This is a genomic window from Dickeya aquatica, assembly GCF_900095885.1.
Lineage (GTDB): Bacteria > Pseudomonadota > Gammaproteobacteria > Enterobacterales > Enterobacteriaceae > Dickeya > Dickeya aquatica.
Genome location: NZ_LT615367.1, coordinates 206,762 through 228,449 on the forward strand (window position 1 = coordinate 206,762; position 21,688 = coordinate 228,449).

24 protein-coding genes are annotated in these 21,688 nt (G+C 58.3%); 6 read left to right on the plus strand and 18 right to left on the minus strand.

Annotated elements, in window-relative coordinates; translation table 11 throughout:
• The 8 genes from DAQ1742_RS00920 to DAQ1742_RS00955 form a co-directional block, all read right to left on the minus strand.
• Positions 1–906 carry an ABC transporter permease subunit gene (locus DAQ1742_RS00920; protein WP_035339177.1) on the minus strand — a complete coding sequence of 302 codons (906 nt, stop codon included), beginning with the start codon at positions 904–906 and terminating at the stop codon, positions 1–3.
• Between the two features lie 11 nt (positions 907–917).
• The gene (locus tag DAQ1742_RS00925) at positions 918–1,838 is read right to left on the minus strand and encodes an ABC transporter permease subunit (RefSeq protein WP_035339179.1); all 921 of its coding nucleotides are present in this window, start codon (positions 1,836–1,838) and stop codon (positions 918–920) included.
• A 17-nt stretch (positions 1,839–1,855) separates the two neighbouring features.
• Entirely contained in the window at positions 1,856–3,412 is a 1,557-nt protein-coding gene (locus DAQ1742_RS00930; RefSeq protein ID WP_035339181.1) for a glutathione ABC transporter substrate-binding protein, read from the minus strand.
• Positions 3,413–3,604: 192 nt separating this feature from the next.
• Positions 3,605–5,476: an ABC transporter ATP-binding protein gene (locus DAQ1742_RS00935; RefSeq protein WP_371327836.1), complete on the minus strand. Its 1,872-nt coding sequence runs from the start codon at positions 5,474–5,476 to the stop codon at positions 3,605–3,607.
• A 13-nt stretch (positions 5,477–5,489) separates the two neighbouring features.
• Complete coding sequence (gene dgcA / locus DAQ1742_RS00940) at positions 5,490–6,455, minus strand: N-acetyl-D-Glu racemase DgcA (RefSeq protein WP_035339185.1); 966 nt, start codon at positions 6,453–6,455, stop codon at positions 5,490–5,492.
• A gap of 4 nt (positions 6,456–6,459) precedes the next feature.
• Positions 6,460–7,467 carry an N-acetyltransferase DgcN gene (gene dgcN / locus DAQ1742_RS00945; RefSeq protein WP_035339188.1) on the minus strand — a complete coding sequence of 336 codons (1,008 nt, stop codon included), beginning with the start codon at positions 7,465–7,467 and terminating at the stop codon, positions 6,460–6,462.
• 138 nt (positions 7,468–7,605) lie between these two features.
• The gene (locus DAQ1742_RS00950; protein ID WP_067486523.1) at positions 7,606–8,022 is read right to left on the minus strand and encodes a DUF202 domain-containing protein; all 417 of its coding nucleotides are present in this window, start codon (positions 8,020–8,022) and stop codon (positions 7,606–7,608) included.
• A gap of 4 nt (positions 8,023–8,026) precedes the next feature.
• Positions 8,027–8,425, minus strand: coding sequence for a YidH family protein (locus DAQ1742_RS00955; RefSeq protein ID WP_035339190.1), 399 nt, complete (start codon positions 8,423–8,425; stop codon positions 8,027–8,029).
• 187 nt (positions 8,426–8,612) lie between these two features.
• Here DAQ1742_RS00955 and rph point away from each other — a divergent pair, with 187 nt between their 5' ends.
• Positions 8,613–9,329: a ribonuclease PH gene (rph, locus tag DAQ1742_RS00960; protein ID WP_035339191.1), complete on the plus strand. Its 717-nt coding sequence runs from the start codon at positions 8,613–8,615 to the stop codon at positions 9,327–9,329.
• Between the two features lie 100 nt (positions 9,330–9,429).
• The gene (gene pyrE / locus DAQ1742_RS00965) at positions 9,430–10,071 is read left to right on the plus strand and encodes an orotate phosphoribosyltransferase (protein WP_035339193.1); all 642 of its coding nucleotides are present in this window, start codon (positions 9,430–9,432) and stop codon (positions 10,069–10,071) included.
• 84 nt (positions 10,072–10,155) lie between these two features.
• On the opposite strand, the gene slmA is transcribed toward pyrE, so the two are convergent.
• The 4 genes from slmA to DAQ1742_RS00985 all read right to left on the minus strand — a co-directional run bounded on the left by slmA (position 10,156) and on the right by DAQ1742_RS00985 (position 13,220).
• On the minus strand, positions 10,156–10,752 hold the full coding sequence (gene slmA, locus DAQ1742_RS00970) for a nucleoid occlusion factor SlmA (RefSeq protein WP_035339195.1): 597 nt from the start codon (positions 10,750–10,752) through the stop codon (positions 10,156–10,158).
• A gap of 103 nt (positions 10,753–10,855) precedes the next feature.
• On the minus strand, positions 10,856–11,314 hold the full coding sequence (gene dut / locus DAQ1742_RS00975; protein ID WP_035339197.1) for a dUTP diphosphatase: 459 nt from the start codon (positions 11,312–11,314) through the stop codon (positions 10,856–10,858).
• On the minus strand, positions 11,283–12,578 hold the full coding sequence (coaBC, locus tag DAQ1742_RS00980; RefSeq protein WP_083960963.1) for a bifunctional phosphopantothenoylcysteine decarboxylase/phosphopantothenate--cysteine ligase CoaBC: 1,296 nt from the start codon (positions 12,576–12,578) through the stop codon (positions 11,283–11,285). The genes dut and coaBC overlap by 32 nt, the downstream gene beginning before the upstream one ends.
• Before the next feature lie 156 nt (positions 12,579–12,734).
• Entirely contained in the window at positions 12,735–13,220 is a 486-nt protein-coding gene (locus DAQ1742_RS00985; RefSeq protein ID WP_035339199.1) for a ferritin-like domain-containing protein, read from the minus strand.
• Positions 13,221–13,462: 242 nt separating this feature from the next.
• Between DAQ1742_RS00985 and radC the strand changes: the two genes are divergently transcribed.
• The 4 genes from radC to mutM all read left to right on the plus strand — a co-directional run bounded on the left by radC (position 13,463) and on the right by mutM (position 15,663).
• Complete coding sequence (radC, locus tag DAQ1742_RS00990; protein WP_035339201.1) at positions 13,463–14,128, plus strand: RadC family protein; 666 nt, start codon at positions 13,463–13,465, stop codon at positions 14,126–14,128.
• Between the two features lie 237 nt (positions 14,129–14,365).
• Positions 14,366–14,602 (plus strand): 50S ribosomal protein L28, encoded by a 237-nt coding sequence (rpmB, locus tag DAQ1742_RS00995; RefSeq protein ID WP_012763801.1) that lies wholly within the window; start codon positions 14,366–14,368, stop codon positions 14,600–14,602.
• A gap of 11 nt (positions 14,603–14,613) precedes the next feature.
• Positions 14,614–14,781 carry a 50S ribosomal protein L33 gene (gene rpmG, locus DAQ1742_RS01000; RefSeq protein ID WP_012882902.1) on the plus strand — a complete coding sequence of 56 codons (168 nt, stop codon included), beginning with the start codon at positions 14,614–14,616 and terminating at the stop codon, positions 14,779–14,781.
• A 72-nt stretch (positions 14,782–14,853) separates the two neighbouring features.
• Positions 14,854–15,663, plus strand: coding sequence for a bifunctional DNA-formamidopyrimidine glycosylase/DNA-(apurinic or apyrimidinic site) lyase (gene mutM / locus DAQ1742_RS01005; RefSeq protein ID WP_035339203.1), 810 nt, complete (start codon positions 14,854–14,856; stop codon positions 15,661–15,663).
• A gap of 19 nt (positions 15,664–15,682) precedes the next feature.
• Here mutM and coaD read toward each other — a convergent pair whose 3' ends face one another.
• The 6 genes from coaD to rfaQ form a co-directional block, all read right to left on the minus strand.
• Positions 15,683–16,171, minus strand: a complete 489-nt coding sequence (gene coaD, locus DAQ1742_RS01010) for a pantetheine-phosphate adenylyltransferase (protein WP_035339205.1) — start codon at positions 16,169–16,171, stop codon at positions 15,683–15,685.
• Positions 16,158–16,964 (minus strand): glycosyltransferase family 2 protein, encoded by an 807-nt coding sequence (locus DAQ1742_RS01015; RefSeq protein ID WP_035339207.1) that lies wholly within the window; start codon positions 16,962–16,964, stop codon positions 16,158–16,160. The genes coaD and DAQ1742_RS01015 overlap by 14 nt, the downstream gene beginning before the upstream one ends.
• Positions 16,964–18,241, minus strand: a complete 1,278-nt coding sequence (waaA, locus tag DAQ1742_RS01020) for a lipid IV(A) 3-deoxy-D-manno-octulosonic acid transferase (protein ID WP_035345639.1) — start codon at positions 18,239–18,241, stop codon at positions 16,964–16,966. The genes DAQ1742_RS01015 and waaA overlap by 1 nt, the downstream gene beginning before the upstream one ends.
• A gap of 132 nt (positions 18,242–18,373) precedes the next feature.
• Positions 18,374–19,474 carry a glycosyltransferase gene (locus tag DAQ1742_RS01025; protein WP_035339209.1) on the minus strand — a complete coding sequence of 367 codons (1,101 nt, stop codon included), beginning with the start codon at positions 19,472–19,474 and terminating at the stop codon, positions 18,374–18,376.
• 3 nt (positions 19,475–19,477) lie between these two features.
• Positions 19,478–20,605 carry a glycosyltransferase family 4 protein gene (locus DAQ1742_RS01030; RefSeq protein WP_035339211.1) on the minus strand — a complete coding sequence of 376 codons (1,128 nt, stop codon included), beginning with the start codon at positions 20,603–20,605 and terminating at the stop codon, positions 19,478–19,480.
• Positions 20,602–21,672 carry a putative lipopolysaccharide heptosyltransferase III gene (gene rfaQ, locus DAQ1742_RS01035; protein WP_035339213.1) on the minus strand — a complete coding sequence of 357 codons (1,071 nt, stop codon included), beginning with the start codon at positions 21,670–21,672 and terminating at the stop codon, positions 20,602–20,604. Before rfaQ ends, DAQ1742_RS01030 begins: the two co-directional genes overlap by 4 nt.
• Between the last annotated feature and the right edge of the window lie 16 nt (positions 21,673–21,688).

Consider the following 21,688-nt stretch of genomic DNA (forward strand, 5'->3'; position numbering starts at 1 on the left):
CTAATTTTTCATCTTCGGGTCGAGCGTATCACGCAGCGCGTCGCCCAGCAGGTTAAACGCCAGCACGGTGCAGAAAATTGCCAGCCCCGGAAACACGCTGACGTGCCACTGGCCTGCCATCATCAGGCTGCGGCCCATCGCCAGAATATTGCCCCACTCGGGCACATCCGGCTCCGGGCCAAGGCCGATAAAGCTCAGCCCGGCGGCGGTCAGAATGCTGGTGCCGATGCGCATGGTGAAATAGACAATCACACTCGGCAGTGTACCGGGCAGAATATGGCGCAGCAGGATGATACGGTCTGGCGCACCGGCGCAGCGCACCGCTTCCACGTAAGCCGCCTGTTTGAGCGACAGCGTGGAGGCGCGCACGATGCGGGCAAACACCGGCACGCTGAACACCGCCACGGCGATAATCACGTTATTCAGGCCGGGGCCGAGAATGGCGACCACCGCGATAGCCAGCAGCATACCGGGAAAGGCGAACAGCACATCGCAGCCGCGCATAATCAGCATATCGACCCAGCGGCCGTAGTAACCGGCCAGTAAACCGAGCAGGATACCGGCCGCCATGCCGAGGCTGACCGAGACGATGCCGATATACAGCGAGATGCGCGCGCCATAAATAATGCGGCTCATCACATCGCGGCCCAGATCGTCAGTGCCCATCCAGTGCCCGGCGGAAGGCGCAGCGCCAAGCGCCATCCAGTCCGACTCCATCGGGCTCCAGGGGGCCAGCCACGGCGCAAAGAGCGCCACCAGCACCAGCAGCAGCACGAACCCCCCGGCGAAAAGCGCCATGGGGTGGCGCACAAAGGCGTGCAGAAAATCACGCCACGGCGAGCGGATGGCGGCATGATTGACCGTCGCAGGGGGGACGGCCACAGCCGGTTTTTGAGAGGTGTTCATTGCCGCCGCTCCTAACGCAGACGAATGGCCGGGTTGACCACGGCATACAGCAGGTCAATCAGCAAATTAATCAGAATAAATTCAAAGACAAACAGCATCACCAGCGCCTGGATCACCGGCTGATCCTGCGATTTGATGGACTCAATCAACAGCCAGCCGAGCCCCGGCCAGTTAAACACGCTTTCCACCACAATCGAGCCGCCCAGCAGAAAACCGAACTGCAAGCCGAGCATGGTGATGACCGGAATTAGCGCGTTGCGCATCACATGTTTCCAGACGATCAGCCGCTGGCGCAGCCCTTTGGCGCGCGCGGTGCGCACGTAATCTTCCTGCATCACTTCGAGAAACGCCGAGCGGGTAAAGCGCGCCATGACTGCCGCGACGGATGCGCCGAGCGTCAGCGCGGGCAGAATCATGTCCGCGGGTTTGTTGTAGCCGCTGACCGAGAACAGGCCAAACGGCATGGCGACAAACTGGATAAGCAGCAAGCCGAGCCAGAACGGCGGCATCGAGATGCCGCCCACCGCCAGACTCATCAGCGACCAGTCCTGCCATTTACCGCGCTTGAGCGCTGCCATCACGCCAATCAGCAGCCCCAGAATCACCGACCAGGCGAAACCGGCCAGCGCCAGCCACAGCGTGGGCAGAAAGCTTTTCTGGATAACCGTCAACACCGGTTGTTGCGTGCGGTAGGTGATGCCGAGATTGCCGTGCAGCAGCCCGCCGAGCCAGTCAATATATTGCTGTGGCAGCGGGTTATTGAGCCCCAGCCGCTCACGGGCGGCTTCCACCGCCTCAATCGGGGCATCGGGGCCGGCGTAGATACGCGCCGGGTCGCCCGGCAGCAATTTGATAAAACCGAACACCAACAGGGAGATCACCAGCAACACCGGGATCATTTCCAGCAAACGTCGGACGATATAAGCAAACATGGCGATCCCCTGTGTGATTACTTGAACTCAGCCTGATCGAAAATCAATGACCCGTCCGCCAGCATGTAAACGCCAGACAGATTTTTCACTTTACCGACCAGGTTATCCGGCACGCCGAGGAACACCATCGGGGCATCTTTCCAGATGAGTTTTTGGGCATCAGCGTAGGCGGCGGTGCGTTTGCCGTTATCTGCCGTGGCCAGCCCGGCGATAATCGCGTTATCCACCGCCGGGTTGCTGTAATACGACACGTTATAGGCTTTCGGCACCCAGGACTCTGTCGCAAACAGCGGGCGCAGCGCCCAGTCGGCATCACCGGTAGACGGCGACCAGCCACCGTAGTACAGGTCGAATTCCGCCTGCTTCGGATCTTTTACGCCAAACAGTTTTTCGTTGCGGGTGCCGGAGTCCATCGGGGTGACGGTCACTTTCACTCCGACTTGTTCCAGTTGCTGTTTGAAGAACTGAGCGCTGCGCACAGCGGAGGTGGCGTTGCTCACCCACAGTTTTAGCTCCAGCCCTTTTTCATACCCGGCTTCTTTGAGCAACTCTTTGGCTTTGGCCGGGTTGTAGGTGTAGTTCGGCTCGCTTTGGCTGGAGAAGAACTGCACGCGCGGGGCCATGACCGAGGAGGCGGGCAGGCCCATACCGGCGAAGCCGACTTTCAGCCACAGGTTACGGTTAATGGCGAAGTTCAGCGCCTGACGCACCCGCACATCGCTCAACGGCCCGTGCTGGGTGTTAATCGCCATGTAATACAGATAGATGCTGGGGTCACGCTGTACCAGCAGTTTGCTGTCTTCCTGCACGGTGTTGACCAAATCGGACGGCAGCGGGTAGATGGCATCCGACTGGCCGGATTTCAGCGCCGCGACGCGGGTGGCGTCTTCTGGTGACGGGTAGAAGCTGACGTTATCCACCTTCGGCCAGCCTTTTTGCCAGTAGTGGTCATACTTCGCCAGTTTGACCTCTTTACCCTGCTGCCATTCGACAAACCTGAACGGGCCGGTGCCGACCGGGTGGACGCGCAACTGGGTTTCGTCCGGGTATTGCGCCAGCGCTGCCGGGCTGTGCATCACCGCAGAAGGGTGCGCCAGCGTGTTAACAAAGGCCCCGAACGACTTGTTCAGCTCGATTTTGACCTGCGTCGGTGACACCACGGTCACGCTCTTAATCATATTAAACAGGCTGTTACGCTTAAGCCCTTTGCTCTGGTCGGCCAGGCGGTCGAGGTTCGCTTTGACCGCGTCGGCGTTAAACGGCGTGCCGTCCTGAAAGGTGATGCCTTCGCGCAGGGTGACGGTGAATTCGGTGGCGTCGGCATTGCCGGTGTAACCGGTGGCCAAACGCGGCTCCAGCTTCATCTGATTATCAAACTGGAACAGGCGTTCAAAAATCCCGCTCTGGATGGAGTAGCTCAGGGTGTCGGAGGTGTCGTGCGGGTCCAACCCGGTGATATCGGCGTACATGGAGATGCGCAAATCCTGCGCCTGTGCCGCAGCGGCCAGACACAGCGACAAGCCGAGAGCGACAGCGGAACGACGTGCAGCGACTTTAGGGCGTAACGATTTCATGGTGTCTCCTGTAATGGTGTGTTGCGGGTTGTGTTGGCTATTTTGGGTGGTGCTTTGACTCGTTATTGGTTTTTTATTTTGTTTAACCTGCGAATGGGCTTATCGCACAAACGCAAGGGGTGGCCCTGGTGTTGGCCGGGTACTTCATGCTGGGCAACGGACAATGACCCTGTGTGATAACCAGGCCCCCCGTTACTGCCCGAGCCCGGCGTCGCTCACCCAGTGGTGCGGTGACACTTCGCGGTAACGGGCTTTTTCTACCACCTCATGCGCTTTACGCAGCGGCGACGGGATTTCACGGTCATCCAGCTCGCGTGTGTAGCGCCGGGCCGGGTCGGCGATGGGCACCGAGGCCAGCAGCCGTTGGGTGTAAGGGTGCTGCGGGTTGTTAAACACCGACTGGCGCGGGCCGATTTCCACTATCTGGCCGAGGTACATCACCGCCACGCGATTGGCAATGCGCTCGACCACCGCCATATCGTGGGAGATGAAAATCCACGCCACGCCGGTTTTCTGCTGGAGATCCATCATCAGGTTGACGACCTGCGCCTGAATCGACACATCCAGCGCTGACACCGCTTCGTCGGCGATGATCACCTGCGGTTGCAGTGCCATGGCGCGGGCAATAGCAATGCGCTGGCGCTGGCCGCCGGAGAACTCGTGCGGGTAGCGCTGGGCGTGTTCCGGTTGCAGGCCAACGCTTTTGAGCAACGCCTGCACCTGCGGCGTCGCCTCTTCCAGTGATGGCACCAGCCCGTGCAGCAGCAGCGGCTCGGCGATGGTAAAGCCGACGGTCAGGCGCGGGTTGAGCGAGGCATACGGGTCTTGAAACACCATCTGCATTTTGCGGCGCAGCGGCAGAAAATCGCGCTCGCGCAGTGAGGCTATCTCCTGGCCGTTAAACAGCAGGCTGTCGGCCTGGCTCTCCACCAGCCGCAGCAGCGCCCGTCCGGTGGTGGATTTACCGCAACCCGATTCGCCGACAATCGCCAGTGTTTCCCCCGGCCAGAGCGCGAAGTCTATCTGTTCGACGGCGTGTACCCGGTGGGTAATGGCGGAAAACAGGCCGCTGCGTACCGGGTAGTAGACTTTCAGGCCGCGAACATCCAGCAGCGGTGGCAGGTCGTAACGGGCGGTGAGATGGTCACGGGCCGGTTGCTGCAAATCGGTCTGCCCCAGTAATGGGAAGCGCCGCGGCCAGCCGCTGTCGTGCATGTCGCCCAGGCGCGGTACGGCCGCCAGCAGCGCTTTGGTGTAATCATGCTGTGGCCGGGTGAAAATCTCCGCCACCGTGCCTTGCTCCACCACTTCGCCGCGATACATCACTACCACCCGGTCGGCGATTTCCGCCACCACGCCCATGTCATGGGTGATGAACAGTACCGACATCCCGCTTTGGCGTTGCAGATCGCGCAGGATTTGTAAAATGCGCGCCTGCACGGTGACATCCAGCGCGGTGGTCGGCTCATCGGCAATCAATAATTGTGGGTCGCAGGCCAGCGCCTGAGCAATCATCACCCGCTGGCGCATGCCGCCGGACAGCGAGTGCGGGTAGCTGTTCATCACCCTGTCAACATCGGCGATACGCACGCGCAGCAACAGGTCGCGCGCTTTTTCACGGGCGCTGGCGGCATCGCACAGGCGGTGATCGCGCAGCGCTTCGGTAAGCTGGTCGCCCACGTTCAGCACCGGGTTGAGCGAGGTCATCGGTTCCTGAAAAATCATCGCCATGTCGCGGCCACGCAGGCTGCGGCGCGTCTCTTCTTTTAGCGCCAGCAGGTCATGACACTGACCGTGGTTGTCGGTAAAGCGGATAGCGCCGCGCTCAATACGGGCGGAGTCAGCCAGCAGCCCCATGACGGTAAGCGACGTGACGGATTTGCCCGAGCCACTCTCGCCGACCACCGCCACCACTTCGCCTTTGTTGATGCAAAAAGAGACGCCATTAAGCGCCAGATGGCTGCCGGAGCGGCCACGAAAGCTGACGCTCAGGTCGTCGATTTCCAGCACCGGCCGGGGCGCTAAGCTGGCGGTATTGGCGTCGTTGAAGGTGGCCGTCATCATCACTCCACGGGGGTTACAGCCAGATTCGGCCAAGGTTATAGGTCAGGTACGGTGAGCTGTCGGCGGCCAGCCAAATCGGCCCGTCGAGATCGACATGTTCGGCCGCCAGCGTTACCGGCAGCGCGGCCTCCATCGCCAGCGAGGAGCCGAGCATGCAGCCGACCATAATGCGCATCCCGTAGCGGCGGGCTTCAGCGACCATCGCCAGCGCCTCGCTCAGGCCACCGCATTTATCGAGCTTGATGTTGATAATCTCATAGCGATCGCCCAGCGCGGCGATGTCACCCCGGTGGTGGCAGCTCTCATCGGCACACACCGCAATTGCATGGTGAAAGCCCGCCAGCGCCGCATCCTGCCCGGCGGGCAGCGGTTGCTCGACCATCGCCACGCCCTGCCCGGCCAACTGGTGCAGCAATGGCTCCAGCGCCAGCCCGCTCCAGGCTTCATTGGCATCGACAATCAGGGTGGCGGCGGGGGCTGCCTGACGAATGGCGCTAACTTTCTCGACAATTTGCCGGGCATCAAGCTTGATTTTTAGCAGCAGCGCCCCGCGTGACGCCGCATCGGCCGCTGCGCGAGTCATCTTTTCCAGCGTGTCCAGACTGAGGGTTTCAGCGGTGATAACCGACGAGGGCGGCGTCATGGCAAGGTGCTGCCACAGCGTTTGTCTGGCCAGCGCCGCATTCAGTCGCCACAGCGCGCAATCGAGTGCGTTGCGAGCCGAACCCGGCGGCAGCGCGAGCTGCAACGCGGCGAGGCTGAGGCCGCTTTCCACCGCCTGGCGCACGCTTTCCAGTTGTTGGCTAACGCTTACGGGCGTTTCCTGATAATGCGCGGTGGGCGTGCATTCTCCCCGGCCAATAAACCCGTTCTCTTCCAGCGTGACGCGCACCACGGTAACGGCGGTGCGGGTGCCGCGCGCAATGGCAAACGGGCGCGCCAGCGGCAGTTCTACGGTTTCAATATGCAGGTGTCGCATCGGCTTACCCTTGCGCCTTGAGCAGGGCGGCGATGTCATCAATACCAAAGCGAATCGGGTCGGTGGCCGGCACGCCAAAGCGTGCGCTCAACGCCTGACAATACTCGCGTGCGTCCTGCTCGGCGTAATTCGAGGTGTTGATGGCCAGCCCCGCCAGCTGTACCGCCGGGCTGGTGACCCGTGCCGTGCGCAGGCAGGCTTCGACGCATTCCTGAAGCTCCACCATCGGCTGGTGCGGCAAGTGGCGCATATGCGGGCGGCCCATTTCGTGGCACATCACCAGCCAGTGCGGTTGCGCGCCGTGGATGAGGCCGGTTGTCACGCCCGCGTAAGAGGGGTGAAACAGTGACCCCTGGCCTTCTACGATATCCCAGTGGTCATCGTCATTGGCCGGTGACAGCGCTTCGGCGGCACCGGCAATAAAATCGGCAATCACGGCGTCAATAGCGATGCCGTCACCGGCGACCAGCACACCCGTCTGGCCGGTGGCGCGAAAATCGGCCTTCATGCCCTGTTTGCGCATCGCCGCTTCCAGCGCCAGCGAGGTGTACATTTTGCCGACCGAACAGTCGGTGCCGACGGTCAACACCCGTTTGCCGCTGCGCGCTTCACCGCTGCCGACCGTCAGTTCCGGGCGCATGTGGCGAATATCGAATAACTGCACCTGATGCTGTTCGGCCAGTGCCGACAAGCCGGGAACGTCTGTCAGGCGCTGATGCAGGCCGTTGGCGACGTTCATGCCCGCTGCGATGGCCGCGCGCACGGTATCAAGCCAGTGCGCGGGCAGAAAGCCACCGGCGTTAGCCGTGCCCAGCACCAGCGTTTTCGCCCCTTGGGCGCGTGCTTCGGCAATGTCCAGATCGTCTAATCCCAGCGACACTGTGCTGCCCGGCAGACGCAACTGCCCGACACACTGTTCGGCACGCCAGGTGTGAATGCCGCGCGCGGTTTTCACCGCCAGCGGGTCGGTCACATCGCCAAGAAAAAGCAGATAAGGTTGAGGGATCAGCATGCTGTCTTGTCCGTGGTTGTCTACAGAAGATGCTTAAGACTATTCCACGGCGCTTTTTTTCTGACGAATGCTTGTTTATGGCAGGGGTATAACCTGAGGCTATAGCGGTAAATTATCTAATTTACTGTTATTTAATGCTTAATTTATTTTCTGCCGCCGGGATATAGCGCAGAGGTATACCCAGACAGGCAGATCAAAAACGTTTGCCTCACCCGAGAGGGGCGGGCCGTAATACATCACCGCTGACAGGCTTAAGGCGGACAGCACCACCACCAGCGTGAGCAGGCGCATTATCAGGCGTGATGCCCGGCTACAAGGGTGGCCGTTTTGCGCCAGTATGCTCAGGCGCAAACGCGCCCATAGATAGGTCATCGCGCTCATCGCCAGTAACAGGCCGCCGGGTATCAGCCACATCAGGTCGTGCGTTTGCCCGCTGGCCTTGAACAGCAGCAGGCTGTTGAGCAACAGGAGGAAGGCGGTACGGGACCAGGCAAGCCGCGTGCGTTCCGGTTGTAAGCCGGGGTCGCGGATCACGGTGGCAGGGCGCGGCATCATGGCGTTAGTGCCACACCATGACCAGTGCCAGACCCAACGACAGGGTACAGACCAGACTTGCCATCACCAACAGTAACCGGGTGTAGGGCAGCGGTTGGCCGGTGCGCATCGCCCGTTCATTGCCCGCCCAGCGGCGATAGGCCATCCACGCCAGCAGCGCTGAGGCCAGCGACAGAAAGATAGCCGCCACCGTGCGCAGCACCGGTGTCGCCAGCATCGGGGCAAACTGGTCGATGGCGATGGCCCCGGCGAGAAACGCCAGCGCGGTACGAATCCAGGCCAGAAACGTGCGCTCATTGGCCAGCGAGAAGCGGTAGTCCGGCGCGTGTCCTTGCTGTTGCCAGTGAGGCGAACGGGCCGGAGCAGCCTGCTGTGCTGGCGGTGGTGAAGGTGGAAGGTTCATGGTCTGCGTGGCTGGCAGTGAAGTGATGGGGCATTTTACTCCGGTGTGCAGGCACACTCCAGCCGCCCGGTGCGGTTGTGCATCGGGTGCTTGTGTTGGTGAAATTTTCATCGTCACTGGCGGTAGGCAGGGCCGGGGTAAGCCCGTATAATGCGCGCCAGTTTAACGAACCCGCCGGAGATGAGCCATGCGCCCAACAGGTCGAAGTGCCCCGCAAATTCGCCCTCTCACATTTACCCGTCACTACACCAAACATGCCGAAGGGTCGGTTTTGGTGGAGTTTGGCGATACCAAGGTGCTGTGCACCGCCACCGTAGAGGAAGGGGTACCGCGCTTTCTGAAAGGTCAGGGACAAGGCTGGATTACCGCGGAATACGGTATGTTGCCGCGTGCCACCCACAGCCGTAACGCCCGCGAAGCCGCCAGAGGCAAGCAGGGCGGCCGCACGCTGGAAATTCAGCGCCTGATAGCCCGCTCCCTGCGCGCCGCGGTCGATTTGGCCAAACTCGGTGAGTACACCATCACGCTGGACTGCGACGTATTGCAGGCTGACGGCGGTACACGCACCGCCTCGATTACCGGTGCCTGTGTGGCGCTGGCGGATGCGCTCAATGGCCTGGTCGCCAGTGGTAAGCTGAAAACCAGCCCGCTGAAAGGCATGGTCGCGGCGGTATCGGTCGGCATCGTCAACGGCGAGGCGGTGTGTGATCTTGAATATGTCGAGGATTCAGCGGCAGAAACCGACATGAACGTGGTGATGACCGAAGATGGCCGCATGATAGAAATTCAGGGCACCGCCGAAGGTGAGCCGTTCAGCCATGACGAATTGCTCTCCCTGCTGGCGCTGGCGCGTCAGGGGATTGAAGAGATTGTCCGTGCGCAAAAAGCCGCACTGGCGGCGTAATGTTTAAAGCGACCTGCGGGTCGCTTTTTTTTGGTGTGTGGTGGCCCAGGCCGGTAGCGTGCTGGCTTTGCGCCACCCCGTGATGACAAGAGAGGGAGTCATGAAGGCCTATCAGCGCCAGTTTATCGAGTTCGCACTGAGCAAACAGGTTTTGAAGTTTGGCGAATTTACCCTGAAGTCCGGGCGCATCAGCCCCTATTTCTTTAATGCCGGTCTGTTTAATACCGGGCGTGACCTGGCGTTACTGGGGCGGTTTTATGCGGCGGCGCTGGTGGATGCAGGCGTTGAGTTTGATGTGCTGTTCGGGCCCGCTTACAAAGGCATTCCGATTGCCACCACCACCGCCGTGGCGCTGGCCGAGCACCACGATCGCGATGTGCCTTACTGCTTTAACCGCAAAGAGGCCAAAACGCACGGTGAAGGCGGCAATCTGGTCGGCAGCCCGTTGCAAGGGCGCATTATGCTGGTGGATGACGTTATCACCGCAGGCACGGCCATTCGTGAATCGATGGCGCTTATCGCCGCGCAGGGTGCCACGCTCGCCGGGGTATTGATAGCGCTGGATCGCCAGGAGCGCGGGCAGGCCGAGTTGTCTGCGATTCAGGAAGTGGAGCGGGATTATCAGTGCAAAGTGACATCCATCATCACGTTGCAGGAACTGATTCGCTATCTGGCCGAAAAACCGGAGCTGGCCGCGCATCTGGACGCAGTAACGGCGTATCGCGCACAGTTCGGCGTATAAGCCTGCTGGCGGCTGCGGCCCTGTCGCCGTTCTGTAAGCCGCCACAATACCCCCGGTGGCGTGGTGTGCAGGCCACGCCTGCGCTTATTGCAACTGCGCTGCCAGCAGCGGCCAGCGGGTGTCGAAATCCTGCGTTGGCAGGGTGCGAAACGCCGAGCGGGTAAAACGGGAAAGCATCCCTTCGCAGAAGGCCAGCAACTGGCTGGCGAGCAGCGTTTCATCATGCCGAAATGCCTGACCGGTACGCAATTTGTGCTCACGCAGCACCTGACGCAACTGCGATTCGATACGGTCAAACAACTGGTTGATGCGCCCTTGCAGGCGGTCTTGCTCAAACATCAGTGCATGGCCGGTGAGGATGCGCGTCAGGCCGGGATTTTTTTCGGCAAACCCCAGGATCAGCAGCAAAATCAGCCGCAGGCGGTTAAACGTATCTTTTTCGTCTTGCAAAATCAGGTTGATACGGGTTGTCAGGCTGTTTTCGATAAATTCGATCAGGCTGTCAAACATGCGTGTTTTGCTGGGAAAGTGCCGGTAAAGTGCGGCTTCAGAAACACCCACGGTGGCAGCAAGCTTGGCGGTGGTAATACGCTGACTGCCGTCACTCGATTCCAGCATTTGCGCCAGCGCTTGCAGAATTTCCTCGCGGCGATTCCTTTTCGTATTCTCTTTCTCTGCCATGTCAGAAAAACCCTTGCTAAAAATGTAACGGAGCAACGCCCAGTTGTGCCACAGTCACACCCGTGCTGTGGCTTTATCATTTTCCTGGGGCAGGGAAAGGGGCTTAGTGACGACCGGAGTGGCCGAAACCCCCTTCTCCTCGTTCGCTGCCGACGAAATCGTTGACCAGAGTAAACTCAGCCTGCACGACCGGTACAAACACCATCTGGGCGATGCGCTCGCCGGGCGTAATGGTAAAAGACTGGCTGCCACGGTTCCACACCGACACCATCAACTGCCCCTGATAATCAGAGTCAATCAGCCCGACCAGATTACCCAGCACCACACCATGCTTATGGCCCAGCCCCGAGCGCGGCAGGATCACCGCCGCCAGTGACGGGTCGGCAATATGAATAGCCAGCCCGGTTGGCACCAGCGTGGTTTCACCCGCTGCCAGTTCCACATTGCCATCCAGACAGGCGCGCAAGTCCAGTCCGGCGGAACCGGGGGTCGCATAAGTGGGCAGCGGGAATTGCTGCCCGATACGCGCATCAAGAATTTTTACGTCGATTTTTTTCATCATAACGGCAGACAATCTCGTCAATTAACTGTTGGCCCAACAGGTGTTTGCTGCCGTGCGGCAGGCGTTTTTCACCCTCCGGCCAGAAAAGGTGTAACGTGTTATTTTCCGAATTAAAGCCTTGATCGGAAAGGGAAACATCATTCGCGCAGATCAGGTCAAGCTGCTTGCGGGCCAGCTTCTGGCGCGCGTATTCTTCCACATTACAGGTTTCGGCAGCAAACCCGACGACATAAGGACGGTTTTCCGCCATCGCTGCGACATCGGCGATGATATCTGGATTTTTCACCAGAGTGACACTGATTTCATCCCCCTGCTTTTTGATCTTTTCATCGGCGATGGTTTGCGCACGGTAGTCAGCCACGGCGGCACAGCCTATCACGATGTGCTGTGCGTGAGCGTGATGCATGACCGTCTGGTGCATCTCCAGCGCGGTGGTGACGTCAACGCGGTTGACGCCTGCGGGAGTAGGCAGGCTCACCGGGCCGGCGACCAGAGTGACTTGCGCCCCGCGGGCGGCGGCGGCGGCGGCGATAGCAAACCCCATTCTCCCCGAACTGTGATTGCTGATAAACCGCACCGGGTCGAGCGCTTCACGCGTCGGGCCGGCCGTTATCATAATCTTCAGGTGTTGCAGATCGTTGACACCGGTATCACCGGTGAAATGTGCCACCACCCGGGCCACGATATCTTGCGGGTCGAGCATCCGGCCGGGGCCGACATCGCCACAGGCCTGGCTGCCGCTATCCGGCCCCCAGAGCATCACGGCACGCGATGACAATAGCTGGAGGTTATGCTGTGTGGCGGCGGCACGGTACATCTGCTGGTTCATGGCCGGAGCCAGTGCGACGGGCGCAGCCGTGGCCAGGCACACGGTGGTGAGCAAGTCATTGGCCATGCCTGCTGCCAGGCGCGCGATAAGGTCGGCTGAGGCGGGTGCCAGCAGCACCAGATCGGCCCACTTCCCTAGCTCAATATGCCCCATCGCCGCTTCCGCTGCCGGGTCAAGCAAGTCGGTCGAAACCGGATAACCGCTGACCGCTTGCAGGGTGAGTGGCGTGATAAACGCGCTGGCGGCAGGCGTCATCACCACACGCACTTGCGCCCCCCGCTCGCGCAGGCGTCTGACCAGCTCCGGGCATTTATAGGCCGCAATACCGCCACTGATACCCAGTACAATGTGTTTGCCCAACAGAGGCGTCTCGGCCTGCTGTTTTTCTGCCAGCAACGTGCCGGAGTGCCCATGCAGACTGGAAGAATCTGTCATCGTTATATCCGCTTGTCAGCCTAAAAGGGCGGCTATTTTATCATAAGTAGGCGAAGTCGGCCCGGATGGTACGTTTTTCGTCACCACCAGCCGCCACGCCGATATGAATGGGCGTGGCTGATGGGGCATTGACGCGGTAGTCCGGTCAGGCGGGGGTTATTGGCAGCGTTTAAACGCGGGCAGGTGGTTATCTTGCGATGCATCCCGCAGTTTTTGAAACACAGTCACGATGTCGCGATGGCGGCTGACGAGTGCAATTAAGGTTTTGTCATACATGTCGCGGTTGGCTATTTCGGCCTTGGCCGCCATTGCGCACGCCTGTTTTAACGTAGCCGGTACGCTTTTCTTGATTCTGTCGCTGCCAGATAAGGTATTGGGAGGAACCGGTATACCGTAACTTTGCATCAGTTGTGCCAGCATATGCGCGTGGTTTTGTTCAGCCTGAATAATGTTTTTAAACGGTGCAACCGGGCCCCATTTTTCTGTCACCGCCGCATAGAACGCTTCGGCGTGATACTCATCATGCAGTGCGGTACGTAGTGCAGTCTGAGCATCTCTGTCCAACGTTGATTGCGCGGACAGCGCAGAGAAGGACAGCGTGGCGAGCAGTAAACCTAAACCTGTGAGCAGTTTGCTTTTCATCGGCGGTAACTCCATCTGATTGGTAAAATTCTTTTATCATTTTGCTATGTCGAAAGAGTGTGAGCGTTATCCCTTTTATGGGTTTTCTTTTTGTTGCAGTCATTGCTGCGAGTGGCTTCGCAAGCGCTGAATTCGCCTGTCGAGGCGATGTGCCCGCTATGCGATGATAGCGCTCACCCCGGCGGGGCGGGGATGGCGAGTTGCTATCCCCGGGAACGGCTATCACAGGGAATGGCTATCACATGGAATGGATTGACGGATGCGCGCCGCGTGAAAAATTGCTGGCGCTGGGGGTGGCGGCGCTCAGTGATGTTGAATTACTGGCGATTTTTCTGCGTACCGGGGTTGACGGTGTGAATGTGATGCAACTGGCGCAAAACCTGTTGCAGCAGTTTGGCTCGCTGCATCAACTGATGACGGCTGACTGGGCGGCTTTTAGCACGGTGCGTGGGGTAGGGGTTTCCAAGTACACCCAGTTGCAGGCAGTGGCAGAATTGTCCCGACGGCTGTTCTCTTCTCATCTGGCACGGGAGGACGCCATGCTCAATCCACAGGTGACGCAGCAATACCTGCAATTGTTGCTGGCTCATCATGAGCGGGAGGTGTTTCTGGTGATGTTTCTGGATAATCAGCATCGGATGATTGAGCACCAAGAGATGTTTGCCGGCACGCTGCACAGTGTGGAAGTGCACCCGCGTGAAATCGTGCGAGAAGCGTTAAAGCTAAATGCCGCCGCGCTGATTCTGGCTCACAATCATCCTTCGGGGCGGGCGGAGCCCAGCCAGGCTGACCGGTTGATTACCAGTCGCATCATGACGGCCTGCCAGTTACTGGATATTCGGGTGCTTGATCATCTGGTGATTGGGCGCGGCGAATACGTCTCTTTTGCCGAGCGGGGCTGGATTTGAAGATATTTCCGCGATCCTTGGGGATCTTTAGCTGTTCGGGACTTGAGCGCATACGCTTCAGAGCGTATACTACGCCACCTTTGAGAATCTTGGGTGTGGCGTTAAGAGCCTATCTCAGCAGGTTTACCCTGATGACAGAGTCGTTTCAGTGAAGTTGCTGAGATGGGCTCTAGAGCCTGACGAGGCGGCCAACATCCTCTACGAAGCTCGAGCTGATTTGATTTTTGGAGAATAGACATGTCCCGAGTCTGCCAAGTTACTGGCAAGCGTCCGGTGACGGGTAACAACCGTTCCCACGCAATGAATGCGACTAAACGCCGTTTTCTGCCAAACCTGCATTCCCATCGTTTTTGGGTTGAAGGTGAAAAGCGTTTTGTAACGCTGCGCGTATCTGCTAAAGGTATGCGTGTTATCGATAAAAAGGGTATCGAAGCGGTTTTGGCCGATCTGCGTGCCCGTGGTGAAAAGTATTAAGGAACTGAATCATGGCTAAAGGTGTTCGCGAGAAGATCAAGCTGGTTTCTTCTGCTGGTACTGGTCACTACTATACCACTACGAAGAACAAGCGTACTAAGCCGGAAAAACTGGAACTGAAAAAATTCGATCCAGTTGTCCGTCAGCACGTTCTCTACAAAGAAGCTAAAATCAAGTAATTTTAGTGGATATGAAAAACCCGGCTTCGGCCGGGTTTTTTTATGCTCGCATACAGAAAAACAGGAGGGAACATGCCTGAATTACCCGAGGTAGAAACCAGTCGCCGCGGCATTTCACCGTGGCTGGTTGGCCATACCATTGCGTATGCTGAGGTGCGTAACGCACGTTTGCGCTGGCCGGTCTCTCCTGAAATTTTGTCACTGAGCGATACGCCGGTGCTAAGCGTGCAGCGGCGCGCTAAATATCTGCTGATTGAGCTGCCTGCGGGCTGGATTATTGTCCATCTTGGGATGTCGGGTAGCCTGCGGGTCTTGCCGGAGTACAGTGAGCCGGGCAAACATGACCATGTTGATCTGGTGATGGATAGCGGTAAGGTGCTGCGCTACACCGACCCAAGGCGCTTTGGCGCATGGTTGTGGTGCACGGATTTAGCGACCAGCCCGCATCTTTCGCATCTGGGGCCGGAGCCGCTGGATGAAGTGTTTTCTGCCGCATACCTTTTTGCGCAGTCTCGTGGCAGAAAGACGGCGATAAAACAGTGGATTATGGATAACAAAACCGTGGTTGGCGTGGGGAATATTTACGCCAGTGAATCCCTGTTTAGCGCCGGTATCCTGCCGGGCAGGCCCGCGGGGTCATTGTCTGAGGCTGAAGCCGGGCAACTGGTGCGGGCGATTAAACAGGTGTTGCAACGCTCCATCGAACAAGGCTGCACCACGCTGCGCGATTTTCTGCAATCGGACGGTAAGCCGGGCTATTTTGCGCAGGCGCTACAGGTCTATGGCCGCAGCGGTGAGCCATGCCATCACTGTGGTACAGCGATAGACAGCATCAAGCAGGGGCAGCGCAGTACCTTTTTTTGTAAACGCTGCCAGCGATAGTATGCCGTGTTAAGGATGGCTATTTTCCGGCTAACTTTTCCAGCAGTGCGCTGGCGACCGGGGGTGGCAGAAAATGTGACACATCGCCGCCGTGTCGGGCCACTTCTTTTACCAGCGTCGAAGAGATAAACGACCACTGCTCCGATGGCATCAGAAAAACGCTTTCCAGCGTTGGCATCAGGTGGTGGTTCATCTTTGCCAGTTGCAACTCATATTCAAAATCAGACACGGCCCGCAGCCCGCGAACCAGAATGGTGGCGTGCTGCTGGTGAGCAAAATTAGCCATCAGGTCGGTAAAACCTATCACGTCCACGTTATTCAGGTGGCCGGTTGCGGCTTTTGCCAGCGAGACTCGCTCTTCGAGTGTAAACAGAGTGTTCTTTCCCGGGCTGGCGGCGATGGCCAGAATCAAATGGTCAAACATACGGGTGGCGCGTGTCAGCAGGTCGAGGTGCCCGTTGGTCATCGGATCAAATGTGCCGGGATAAATCGCTCTAGTCTTTGTCATGCTGGCTTTCCTGAGGCTGACGTTCTGAAGGCGAGTGTGGCTGGCGTGCTAACGCCCACAGTCCAGTATATTTGTTAAAGGTGTATTGCGCATTGACCAGCGCGAGCAGAAACCCCTGCTTGCCATCAAGGAAGCCCGCGCGCAAGAGCCAGGTTTTGACAAATGCCCCCAGCGTATGCAGCACAATGGCCGAAAAACGGCAGCGTTTGCCCTGTTGAAAACGCTCGGTGGCCCACGCCTGAGCGTAAGCGAGCTGCTTTTTTTGAAAATCGAACAGATTGCGGCATGTCAGGTGCATCAGGTCGCCGTGCAGCGAGACAACCTTTGCACTGCCGTAATCCAGCGACTCATGTACGGCATTGTTGTTATAACGGTAATGTCTCGGATAGAGCCGGATGACGGCATCCGGGTACCAGCCGCTGTGTCGCATAAACCGCCCGAGGAACAGGTTACGGCGGGCACAGCGATACACCGTGTTGTCAGCCGGTGCCTCCAGCACCGCCTCGATAGCCTGACGCAGCGGCGGTGTGACCCGTTCATCGGTGTCAATCATGAAAATATAATCGCCGCTGGCGTACTGCTGCGCCAGCTGGCGCTGCTGGCCGAAGCCGTGCCAGTCGGTATTTTGGTAGACCTGTGCGCCATAGCGGCGGGCGATATCCAGTGTGGCATCCTGACTGCCTGAATCCAGTACGATAATTTCATCTGCCCACTGAACGGAGGCCAGACAGTCGGGTAACAGCTCGGCAGCATTGTGGCTGATGAGCACAACAGACAGGCGTTTTCGGCTCATTACTGGCTCCGTGGCGGCAGATAAGGCTCCAGCAGCGTCAGCAGACTTTGCAGTGCGCCCTGATTTTTGTGCAACACGTCGACGGCGTGGTGGCCGTGGTAACGGCGGTAATCGTCGTCAGATAGCAATGTCATCACTTGTTTTATCAGCGATGCGCTATCGCTAACGGTAATAAGCCCGTCAGCGGCTTGCAGCCGGGCACAGATATCTTTGAAGTTAAAGGTATGCGGCCCCATGAGTACCGGAATGGCGTGAGCCGCAGGCTCCAGCGGGTTATGACCGCCGCGATCAATAAGGCTGCCGCCAACAAATGCCAGGTCGGCAATACCATAAAGCAGCATCAGTTCACCCATGGTATCGCCAATGACCACATGGGTGGTGGCTGGCGGGATGGCTCCGGTGCTGCGCAGCGTGTAAGTGAGCCCGGCTTTGCGCACGATGGCTTTGGCGTCATCAAAGCGGTCAGGGTGGCGTGGCACCAGTATCAACAGCAGATTAGGAAACGTTTTAAGCAACTCGGCGTGGGCCTGCACGATGATGCTCTCTTCCCCTTCGTGGGTGCTGGCGGCAATCCACACCGGGCGCTGTGATGCCCACTGGCGACGCAGCGTCACCGCGCGGGCGGCCAGTTCCGGGGTGACGGAAATATCGAATTTCAGGCTACCGGTGACATTTAACTGGCTGCGTTTTAGCCCAAGCTCGATGAAGCGCTCACCATCTTCGGCGTTTTGTACTGCAATGAGCGTAATGCGGCGCAGCAGCGCAGACATAAAGCGGCCGAGCTTGCGATATCCCCTGGATGAACGTTCCGACAGGCGGGCATTGGCGATAATTAATGGCGTCTGACGTTGATGCAGTGCACTGATAAGATTCGGCCATAGCTCGGTTTCCATAATGATAACCAGGCGTGGCTGTACGTGGTCGAGAAAGCGCGTCATGGCACCCGGCAGGTCATAGGGCAGGTAGACGTGGTAGACATCTTTACCAAAGGCTGACAGCGCCCGTTCTGAGCCTGTTGGTGTCATGGTGGTGACGGTAATCGGCAGAGACGGATAACGGTGGCGCAGCGCGCGTACCAGCGGCACGGCCGCCAGCGTTTCGCCCACGGAAACCGAGTGCAGCAGGATGCCGTCAGGCTTCACCTGACTTTTATAGAAACCGTAGCGTTCACCCCAGCGTTTGCGGTAAGCCGGAATTTTTCGTCCCCGTAGCCACAGGCGCAGCCAGATAAGTGGCTGAATGATATAAAACAAAAAGGTATACAGAGTTTGTAACATAGTCATTGATATTGTATTCGTCGTAGAGAATTATGCATTTTCTTTCATGTCGTCAACGGTGCGTGGCACGCGTTGCGTAAGTAGAGACGCAGTATGAGCCGCTGGCCGCCGTGCGGGTTTACAGGGAGTGGCTCAACGTGACTCAGCCAGTGCCAGATAGCGCGCACAGATCGTCTCAAGACGATAGCGATCGAGTTGCTCTGCGGCGATCGGTGGCGGTGACTGCAATACTGACAGCATCGTCTGCGCCAGATCGCGTTCATTCAGGTTCGACAAGCCGCGTGCCAGATCGCCGGTCAGGATCTCCTCTGGCCCGCCGGGGCAGCGCGTGCTGACCACCGGTGTACCGCAGAACAGGCTTTCGACCAGGACATTGCCAAAACCTTCGCTGTCTGAGCTGAGTACCAGCAGGCGCGCATGGCGGATATAAGGGTAAGGATTGTCGCAAAAGCCGTGAAAGATAACCCGGTCAGCAACGCCGAGCGTTTCGGCAAGCTGTTGTAGCTGCCGGGTATATTCGCTGGCCCCCTTGCCTAACAGCAGTAACGGTAGCGTGATGCCGCTCAGGGCATACGCTTGCAACAGGCGATCGTGACGTTTATGCGGATGCAGACGCCCGACGTGAATCAGGTACGCTTTGCCCGCCATCTCACAGGGTTGTGCAGCCAGTTCGGCAATCCGGTCAAAATCGAACGGGTTATTGATAACCTCGGCACGGGCAGGCGAAACCTGAAACGCATTGCGCATGTCGCCAAGCACGGCTTGCGAGACGGCAACCAGATTGCGTTGCTGGTAAACACGCTGAATTTTCTTGCGTTTTAGCCAGCGTGAAACGCCCTGACGATGGCCAATATAAGACGGTGAAAACATACCGTGCAGACAAAACCAGACGCTGCTGCGCTTTAGCGCCGCGCAACGAGCGACGATGCGATCGGTTTTATGCAAATTAGACAGCACCAGATCGAAGTTGCCGTGGCGGGATTCCGCTGCGCGGATGGCCGTATCCAGCGCTTTTGCCCGGCGAGTCAGTTCATTTAACTTACGCCAGGGCGAGGTACAGCGATCAACAAGGGTTTGATAGGTCAGCCCCGCAGGCAGCGGATACTCCTGTACATCCCGTAATGAGAACAGCGAAACCTGATGCCGGGCGGCGATCAACCCCTGGGCGAGCGTCAGTACCACTTTTTCCGCTCCGCCACCGGGCAGGCCATCGATAACGATCAGGATCCTCATGCGTTACTCCAGTATGGTTTGGTAGAGCGAGATGAGCTTTTGCGACAGCTTTTGCGGCGACTCATCAAGGATGCGATGACGCGCAGCCGCGCCCATACTACTACCGGGGGCAGCAGATGGCAGCGCCATTATTGCCTCGGCCAGTGCGGCGATATCCAGCGCATCGCAAATATACCCGTTATTGCCCGGTTGAATAAACTCCGCGCCTCCACACGTTGTCGAAGTGATAACCGGCAGGCCGCATGCCATCGCTTCCAGAATCACATTCGGGAAGGGGTCGTAGAGCGTCGGCAATAGCAGGCCGTCGGCGGCATGATAATAAGGCTGCGGGTCTTTTTGTACACCGACGAAGCGCACCCGGGATGCACAACCGAGCGATGTGGCAAGGGCGCGGTATTTGCGTTCGGCTTTATCCTGGCCGACGACAATCAGGTAGCGGTCTGTGGTGGCCAGTGCGCGGATGGCCGCATCCAGCCCTTTGCGCTCGAAGCCGGAGCCGACAAACACCAGCACGGTGCTGTGCTCTGGCAAGGAGAGCGCGGTGCGCACCTGTTGGCGCTGTTCGGCGCTGGCTGGCAGAAAGTGCTGGCTGTCGATAGCGTTATAAATGACATGGATTTTACTGGCCGGCAGGCCAAATTCGTCCATGATCTCGCGTTTTATCATCTCCGCATTGCAGATAACCGCCTTGAGCTGCGGCGCACGGTACATCGCTGTTTCCGCCTGCATCACATAGCGGTGAAAGCGGTTAGCGAACAGCAGGTTGCTACGCCAGCCCGGTAAGAGCCGTGCGCGCTGCTGTAACCAGCGATGGTGCACGCCATCACCGGCCCGGTAGATATCACAACCGGCGATACGCTCATGGCTTTGCACCACGTCAAAATGCTGCTGTTGCCACAGGGTTCGCGCCGCGTTGGCGAAACCACGCTCGCGGCTAATACGCCCCCAGTAACCGGGATTGCAGATATGTAGCTGCCAGTCGGCCTTTCTGTTGCCCTGCCATTCTCGCGTAATCACGTTCAATTGCAGATTTTCGGTGGTCAGCGCTTCCAGCGCCCGTCCGACGAACCGTTCTGCGCCACCATCGGGGCGGTATTTTTGCCGAACTATCGCAATGCGTAGTGGTGTCACAATAAGTGTCTCCTGGCGGCGGCAATCACATCCTCTGCGGGAATAAGATCCAGATAGCGCTGCTCGGTGTTGGTATCAATATCATCAGGATCGGGCAAGTCGCCATAGTGGCCTGCCCAGATAACCTCACCGCTCGCCTGCCAGGGGTGCCAGAACGTTAACTTTGAGGGGCCGAACAGGGCAATGCAGGGCGTGTGTAGCGCGGCGGCCATGTGCATTGGCACCGAGTCTACACCGAGAAATAGCGCGGCGTGGTCAATGAGTGCGGCCAACTGGCGTAGCGTTAACTGGCCAGAGAGCGAAATAACACGCTCTTTGGGCGAATGCGCCATGATCTGCGCCACCATGCGCTGCTCGCTGGCCTCCGGCCCAGAGGTTAGCACGACCTGATAGCCCTCCTGATGCAGGGCACCGATCACCTCGGCCCATTTTATCTCATCCCAGCATTTGAATAACCAGCGTGACGTGGGCTGCACCACAATATAGCGCTCACCCACCTGTTGCTGTTGCAGGCGTAACTGAGTGTATTGCCAGTCTGACGGGGTATAACACATCGACACCTGTGTACTGAGGGTGGCGAGGTGCAAGGGAGTCAGGATAGATAAATTTTGTTCGACCGTGTGCTGCGTGGCATGGCCGTCAGTCTCTACCAACTGGGTATGACTGCGACGCCAGACAAGGTGCTGACGTTTAGGAAAATTGAACCCGAGCCTGACAGGTGCCTTGGTCAGGCCGGTAATCAATGCGCTACGCCACTGATCGGCCAGATTCACCACCATGTCATAGCCTTGTTTCTTAATGTCTTTGAGCAGGCGGTATTCGTGGGTCAGTTGCGCGGCGATGCCCTGTTTCTTCCACTGACGATCAATCGTTATCAGCCGGTTAATCCGTGGGTTGGCTGCCAGCATATCTTGCGTTTCCAGATACATGAGCACGTCTATCCGGGCATTCGGATAGCATTCACTCAATGTATTGATAACAGGAGTAATCAGCAACATGTCGCCATGATGGCGCAATTTAATCAGCAAAATACGCTGGATCGCGGTGGTTGCGACGTTATGATTCATCAGCGACGGCTCTCAT